Origin of the sequence: Microcystis sp. M53598_WE2 (assembly GCF_030067735.1) — a bacterium.
In the GTDB taxonomy this organism is placed as follows: Bacteria; Cyanobacteriota; Cyanobacteriia; order Cyanobacteriales; family Microcystaceae; genus Microcystis; species Microcystis aeruginosa.
In genome coordinates this window covers 1-6,496 of sequence record NZ_JASJFE010000740.1, presented here as the reverse complement: position 1 = coordinate 6,496, position 6,496 = coordinate 1, and the positions used below count along the sequence as shown (strand labels likewise).

Sequence of the window (6,496 nt, the reverse complement as noted above, 5' to 3'; positions counted from 1 at the left end):
TGCACCATAAGCCTGATAGTTTCTATAATGGGGAAATGCCTGTTTAAATCGACTTAATTTTTCTAAAAAATCGTTGACATCATCTTTCGATAAACGAGACTTACATTCTACTAAAACTACCTCGGTTTCATCGACGGCTAAAATGTCAATCTCCATGGCTATTCCTTGCCGTTTTACCCTGGCACGACTGTAGGTTTCTTTGACATCGATACCTTTGCTACGAAATAGGCCAATAACAGCAGGTTCGACTAATTCCTCGACAAATCTTCCCCAGCGAGTGGTTAAACTATCCACGGCACGACTGGTATTGGCCACTGTTTTCTCTAGCTTGGCTAAACGGCGATCGGCTTCGGCCTTGGCTTCAGCAGCCCGGCGATCGTATTCAGCGGCCCGGCGATCGGCTTCGGCAGCCCGGCGATCGGCTTCGTCCTTGGCTTCGGCAGCCCGGCGATCGTATTCTTGGCGTGATTGTTCAAACTTTTCGTTAGTTTTCTCAAAAAGTTTATAGATATCTTCGATGGTAATCGGTTGAGACATGGTTATTTGTTTTAATCTTTCTTATTTTACTATAATTGTACTAGCAAAGTACAAGTCATTTTAGGGACGGGTGTTAATTGAGCAAGTCAATAGTTATACAAATCCGTTGAGTAACGCACAGAAAACGGGTTTCTCGGAGAAACCCGTTTTCTACTCATGCAAAAGGCAAAACGGAGAATAAATAATCAGTTTTTAATAACTGGATTTAGTATGAGGACGATATAGCGGGGACGGGAACCACAGTTTCTTCGTTGATCATGGTTTCTAACTGTTCAGCCTGGGATTTGGCTCAATAAATTGATAATTGTAAATAATTGTTACAAATACTTGACTTAAGATATTTCTATGGTGACAGAAACACAGATCAAAGAAAAAGCGCTAGAGTTGGGCTTCCATGGGGTCGGTATTGCCTCTGTGGACAGCCAAGACTCGGCGGTATCCCATCTAAAAAGCTGGTTAGAGCGGGGTTATCACGCTGATATGGATTGGATGACTAACCCGAAACGACAGGATATCAAAACTCTTTGGCCGGAAGTGCGATCGCTAATTTGTCTCGCCCTTAACTACTACACCCCCCAGCAACACAGTCAAGAACAAAACCATGGCAAAATTTCCCGTTATGCTTGGGGAAGGGATTATCACAAAGTATTAAGTAAAAAATTAAAAGCCCTCAGTCAATGGTTAGAAAGTCAGGGGGAGCAAATTCAAACCCGTTACTATGTGGATACAGGACCGGTACAGGATAAAGTTTGGGCGCAAAGAGCAGGGATCGGCTGGATTGCCAAGAATGGTAACTTAATTACCCGCAATTACGGCAGTTGGGTTTTTTTAGCCGAAATATTAACTAATTTACCTTTAGAACCCGATCGACCCCATAGTGACCATTGTGGCACCTGTAGCCGTTGTTTAAGCTCTTGTCCGACCCAAGCAATAGTTAGTCCCTATGTGGTGGATGCTAATCGCTGTATTGCATACCATACCATCGAAAATCGTGCTGTAACTTTGCCTACAGAAATTGCCAAGAATTTACAAGGTTGGGTAGCCGGCTGCGATATCTGTCAAGATGTCTGTCCTTGGAATCAACGTTTTGCCCAAGTTACCGACGTGGAGGATTTTCAACCTCGTCCCGAAAACCTCTCGCCAAGGTTGGATGAATTAGCTAATCTAACTATAGAGGAGTGGGATCGTCGTTTTATCTCGTCAGCCCTGCGTCGAATCAAACCCCAGCAGTGGCGACGTAATGCCCAAGCTAATTTAGCTCATTCCCCTCACCCCGCACAAGATGACAATTAAAGTGGTCGTGTTCGATTTTGATGGTACTATCGCCGATACCCACGATACTTTCGTGGAGATTGTCAATCGTTTGGCTAAAAATTTTGGTTATCAACCCGTCAACGAGGAAGATTTGGCCAGACTAAAAAACCTTAGTTCCCAAGAAATTATTAAACAATCCCAAGTTTCCCCCGTTAAAATCCCTTTTTTACTCTATCGAGTTAAACGGGAATTAAATAAACAAATTGAATGTCTGAAACCTTTCCATGGCTGGCATCACTGCCTCGCCACTCTTAAAGAAAGAGGCTATAGATTAGGAATCATAACTTCTAATACTAAAGAAAATGTCACCATATTTTTAGCAAATAATCAACTCTTAAATTTATTTGATTTTATCTGTTCTGGAACGCCTTTATTCGGCAAACACAAAATTATCGATCGCCTGATTCGAGAAAATAAATTCTGTCCCGATGAAATGATTTATGTCGGCGATGAAACTAGAGATATTACTGCTGCCCAAAAAAGTCAAGTGCAAGTGGTGGCCGTCGCTTGGGGCTTTAATTCCCCTCAAATTCTCACTCAATTTAACCCCGATCATCTCATTCATCATCCCCTAGAATTATTGGATATTTTAGATAGGGCTGGCTGAAAAAGTTTTTCCCGGGGGCAGGGATAGGCAGTTTGGGCATTTGTACTAAAATTACCAATACTCAGTTTAAAATAGACTTCGATCGATGGGGGCAGAGAGACTCGAACTCTCACGAGCTTATAAGGCTCAACGGATTTTAAGTCCGTAGCGTCTACCATTCCGCCACGCCCCCGTTATTTAACCGACAATTTTTTATCATATCACAAATAATTTAATTGGCAAGAGTATTTTCAGCAAATTATTTTAGCCCGCCAATTCGATCGCCGCAAAGGGGGAAAGAGGGGGTAAAATAATCAGCAGGTGAATTGCCGTTCACCGACAGCTATTGAGAAAAATCAATCCTTATGCAATCAATTCTGACGCAAGAAACCATTATCATCGCCCTGATCTACCTATCTCTCAGTGTCTTGTATTTGCTCGTCATTCCCGCCGTTATCTACTACTACCTCAATACGCGCTGGTATGTGGCATCTTCTTGGGAAAGAGGGTTTATGTACTTTCTGATGAGCTTTTTCTTCCCTGGGATGCTGTTGTTAAGTCCTTTCCTTAACTTCCGTCCCCAACGTCGTACCCTAAAAGCTTAAGTTATCACCAAAAAAACCCATGAGACGCATTGATGTCATCGGGATCGGTATAGGGATGTTTGCTATGGGCGGCATCCTCTACATTATCCTACAAAAAACCGGTTTAGATAGTGCTTCGGCGGGAATTTGGAGTCAAGCGGTGTTGGTAGGTGGTGTCATCGGTTGGATTTTTACCTATCTGTTTCGAGTCGCCACCGATAATATGACCTACGGCCAACAGCGCAAAGATTACGAAGATGCCGTCTTTAAAAAACGTCTGGAAGCGATGACTCCCGAAGAAATCGCCCAAATGCAGCGGGAGATTGAAGAAGAAAAAACTAAATAAATAGATGAAACCCGATAAAATCATCATCGGTTGGCGAGAATGGCTGGATTTACCTGATTTAGGCATTACCAAAATAAAGGCCAAGATTGATACAGGCGCTCGCTCCTCGGCCCTACACGCTTTTCATCTCCACCCTTTTCTCGATGGCGATCGCAATTGGCTGCGCTTTCAAGTTCATCCCTACCAAAAAGATAGTCACCACACTGTCACCACCACCGCAGAAATCCTCGAATGGCGACAGGTAAAAAATTCTGGGGGTCAAAGTCAACTACGTCCTGTTATCAGAACAAGTGTATTACTTGGCGGTCGTCAATGGGCGATCGAATTAACTTTAACTAATCGCGATGTCATGGGTTTTCGGATGTTATTAGGACGAGAAGCGCTGAAAAAAGGCTTTCTTGTCCATCCGAATAAGTCTTTTTTACTGAGTTAAGTTATATTTAGGGTTTGCGGCAAAAAGTTTTTCCTAGGGGCAGGGTGTGGGTTTTACCGATTTTGAGGGGGTCAATTACCTAATTTTCAGGGAAAAAGTCCCGGAATTTTCCCCCTGATCACTCCCAGGGCCGGTACTTTTTGATTGACAAAAAGTCTAAAGATATTATCCAACAAGGTTTTTAGATTTATTCAGCCAGCCCTAAGTAGCGGGTAAATCTTGGTATTCAGCCAAAGCATTTATAAAAAACAAGTCTCCCCAAATTAAACCCGTATCATAGATTTGGCTGGGTTGAATCGCGGCGGGATGATGATAACAACCATGACGCAATAAACTCATCTCTGGGGCGGTTTCGTCGGGAAAATAGGCAAAAGAAGTCAAATTCAAGAGAGTATTATCGATCGCCTCTCGATAGGTTCCATAACTAGGATCACTGCTGGGTAAAGCTTTTAATAAGCGAATCATCCCCGCCACAGCGATCGCCGCTGCCGAAGAATCCTTTTCCGTAGCGGCATTTTTTTGCAAGGCATAATCAAAGTCCCAGGGAGGAATAAAATCCCCGGCGCGTCTTTGTCCACCGGGCCAGCGATCGGGCAAATTGTCCAGATAATAATTAATGGCATCCTTGGCAATGGTTAACATTTCTGGATCGCCGGTGTAAATATAGGCCGTCGTGGCAGCATAAATAAACCAAGCTTGACCCCGGGACCAAGTGCTATCATCGCGCCAGCCCTGTTTTCCCTCATTAAATAAGAAATTTCTATAGGTGGGAGAGTTGACATTTTGATCAAAATACCCTCTTTGCCAAGTTCCCGTTTTACCCGGGCGACGGTTAGCCCCAAAGGTGCGGCTAATGGTGCGGATGTGGGAAAGGGCCTTTTCTTGCCAATCTTTTGCTTCCTTGGGGTCAGAATTGTGGAGACTTGCCCAGAGCAGTTGTTCTATATTGATTGTATGGTCGATAAAAACCTGCCAATGTTCTTGCTGATCGGTGCGATCGGCCTTGCGTAACCAGCCAAAAGTCCCGATATCGGTGTGATAACTCCCTTTGCCATCCTGAAAAGGTTGCGCTAGTTGTCTGGCGGACTGTAAAGTTATCTCTAAAGCTGCCTGTTTTTCCTGTCCCCGTCCCGACTCAAACCAAGGAGCAAACACCAGCACATTATTGAGAGCGATGTCTTTGTTCTTCAAACTCGCTTCTTTTAAGGGATCGCTCCATTTTTTCGCGGCAGCTGCCCAAAATCCCGCATCCATAGGGTTTGATTCTAAGTCAGCAATTTTCCATAATAAAGCAGCAAAAGCTCCGGCTGCCCAAAAATCAGCCTTTTCTAACTTCCAAGTGCCGGGGGTGGGACTATTCCTCCTCCGTAGCCAATTGAAGAAATTAAAACCCGATGGCTCTGGATGGGTAAGATAGGGATAGAGAATTCCCCGACGGGCATAACTATCGAGATAGTCGATCGTGGTAGCTAGTTTAATCTTAGCCAGATCGAGACAGAGCTTAATTCTTGCAGCTAGGGGCATTTTAGCCCGCAATTCCGCCGCCGATTGGGGACGATGGACAATCCGGACGGCCACCGCACCGATCGCCGCCCCCGTACCCATAATAATTAGCGTGCGTCGCTTCAAATTCCCGACTCCTAAGCTGGATAGATGCGAATACGGCGATTCGGTTCCTCTCCGAAGCTATCGGATTGGAGACGGTAATGTTCCACTAATTCGTGTTGCATTTTCCGCACTTTCGCCGATCGCGGCAGTAACTCCACCGGTTGGCCGGTAGGGATAACGATTTGTTCCACCGCTAACCGGGCTTCCTCCAAAGCTTCGATCTCGTCATCGCTACCGCTGCGGGCAAATAAACGCATATCCGCACCTTCCTGATTCATCGGGTCATCAATGCCCAAAATCCGCTTTAAACCGCGAGAAATTTGGGGCAGGGTATTGGATTTGATGCCGTGGATGGGAATTTGTCTTACTTTGGCAATTTGCCGCAATTTTGACTGATTTTTAACGTGGGAACGCAGGGCCAGCACTGCGTCGGCCTCCTGTAAATCTTTGGTCAAAACGATCGGCAAATCTAGGGCCTGTACTACCTGTTCGATCGGGGCGCGACTGACTCCGTAGGGATAGACATAAACCGGCCAATCTTCGCCATTGGGACCGGGGACGCGGACTTTTTCCGTTTCCGGTTCTTCCTGCAGCCAGGATTGTTCGAGGAGGCGATCAAAATCGTTTTCCCGGTTGAGTCCGCCTGCACCGAAACGGGCCACGGGAGTCATCCGGCCATCGGCCCGCCATCCCTTGGGTTTATCCATTTCTGGCAGATAATTGCCGCGCAAAGGGGTGAGGTTTTCCGGTTTTGGTTCTTCCTGAGCTACCTGTACTTTCCCCTCCTCATCTACCCAACGGATTTGGGCAATTGCTTCCCGTCCCCGCAGCAGTTGGTCGATCGTGGTGGATACGTCCTCGTGGATGACCCAGCGCTGACGTTCCAACATTTCGATGGCAATCTCAAAGGTGGGGGGTGCTTTGCGTTCTAAAACGGTTTTTTGGGAACCCCGGCGGCGTGCTTCTTCGTCTCCGAGAGTTACTGCTTGAATTCCCCCAACTAAATCCGATAAAGTCGGGTTTTTAATTAAATTTTCCAGTTGATTGCCGTGGGCGGTTCCCACTAACTGCACCCCGCGTTCGGCGAT

Annotated in this window: 8 protein-coding genes and 1 tRNA gene; 5 read left to right on the top strand and 4 right to left on the bottom strand. The window is 45.8% G+C overall.

Translation table 11 applies throughout. The annotated features are described in order from the left end of the window. Nucleotides 1–537, bottom strand: a 537-nt coding sequence (locus PX636_RS15080; RefSeq protein ID WP_288117709.1) for a DUF3782 domain-containing protein, incomplete at its 3' end; no start/stop codon positions are given. Between the two features lie 345 nt (nt 538–882). On the opposite strand from PX636_RS15080, the gene queG reads away from it, so the two are divergent. Both queG and PX636_RS15070 read left to right on the top strand, forming a co-directional pair. Then, nucleotides 883–1,830, top strand: coding sequence for a tRNA epoxyqueuosine(34) reductase QueG (gene queG, locus PX636_RS15075; RefSeq protein WP_288117708.1), 948 nt, complete (start codon nt 883–885; stop codon nt 1,828–1,830). Further along, nucleotides 1,820–2,458 (top strand): HAD-IA family hydrolase, encoded by a 639-nt coding sequence (locus PX636_RS15070; protein ID WP_002795886.1) that lies wholly within the window; start codon nt 1,820–1,822, stop codon nt 2,456–2,458. The genes queG and PX636_RS15070 overlap by 11 nt, the downstream gene beginning before the upstream one ends. Nucleotides 2,459–2,544: 86 nt before the next feature. Here PX636_RS15070 and PX636_RS15065 read toward each other — a convergent pair. Continuing rightward, nucleotides 2,545–2,630: transfer RNA gene (locus PX636_RS15065), tRNA-Leu, on the bottom strand. A 172-nt stretch (nt 2,631–2,802) separates the two neighbouring features. On the opposite strand from PX636_RS15065, the gene ndhL reads away from it, so the two are divergent. The 3 genes from ndhL to PX636_RS15050 are packed head-to-tail and all read left to right on the top strand — an operon-like array spanning nt 2,803 to nt 3,800. Next, on the top strand, nt 2,803–3,042 hold the full coding sequence (gene ndhL, locus PX636_RS15060; RefSeq protein ID WP_002732218.1) for an NAD(P)H-quinone oxidoreductase subunit L: 240 nt from the start codon (nt 2,803–2,805) through the stop codon (nt 3,040–3,042). Between the two features lie 19 nt (nt 3,043–3,061). Beyond that, nucleotides 3,062–3,367 carry a DUF3007 family protein gene (locus PX636_RS15055; protein ID WP_002751981.1) on the top strand — a complete coding sequence of 102 codons (306 nt, stop codon included), beginning with the start codon at nt 3,062–3,064 and terminating at the stop codon, nt 3,365–3,367. A gap of 4 nt (nt 3,368–3,371) precedes the next feature. Then, the gene (locus PX636_RS15050) at nt 3,372–3,800 is read left to right on the top strand and encodes an ATP-dependent zinc protease family protein (protein ID WP_002795887.1); all 429 of its coding nucleotides are present in this window, start codon (nt 3,372–3,374) and stop codon (nt 3,798–3,800) included. 201 nt (nt 3,801–4,001) lie between these two features. Here the strand turns inward: PX636_RS15050 and PX636_RS15045 are convergent, their stop codons facing one another. Both PX636_RS15045 and PX636_RS15040 read right to left on the bottom strand, forming a co-directional pair. Continuing rightward, a complete protein-coding gene (locus PX636_RS15045) occupies nt 4,002–5,429 on the bottom strand; it encodes a hypothetical protein (RefSeq protein WP_288117707.1) in 1,428 nt (475 codons plus the stop codon). Between the two features lie 11 nt (nt 5,430–5,440). Next, a partial coding sequence (locus tag PX636_RS15040; protein WP_288117706.1) for a R3H domain-containing nucleic acid-binding protein occupies nt 5,441–6,496 on the bottom strand: 1,056 nt, incomplete at its 5' end.

Coding starts and splice junctions, on each gene's coding strand:
- PX636_RS15055 (WP_002751981.1), top strand. CDS start 3,062: ATGAGACGCATTGATGTCATCGGGATCGGTATAGGGATGTTTGCTATG.
- ndhL (WP_002732218.1), top strand. CDS start 2,803: ATGCAATCAATTCTGACGCAAGAAACCATTATCATCGCCCTGATCTAC.
- queG (WP_288117708.1), top strand. CDS start 883: ATGGTGACAGAAACACAGATCAAAGAAAAAGCGCTAGAGTTGGGCTTC.
- PX636_RS15050 (WP_002795887.1), top strand. CDS start 3,372: ATGAAACCCGATAAAATCATCATCGGTTGGCGAGAATGGCTGGATTTA.
- PX636_RS15070 (WP_002795886.1), top strand. CDS start 1,820: ATGACAATTAAAGTGGTCGTGTTCGATTTTGATGGTACTATCGCCGAT.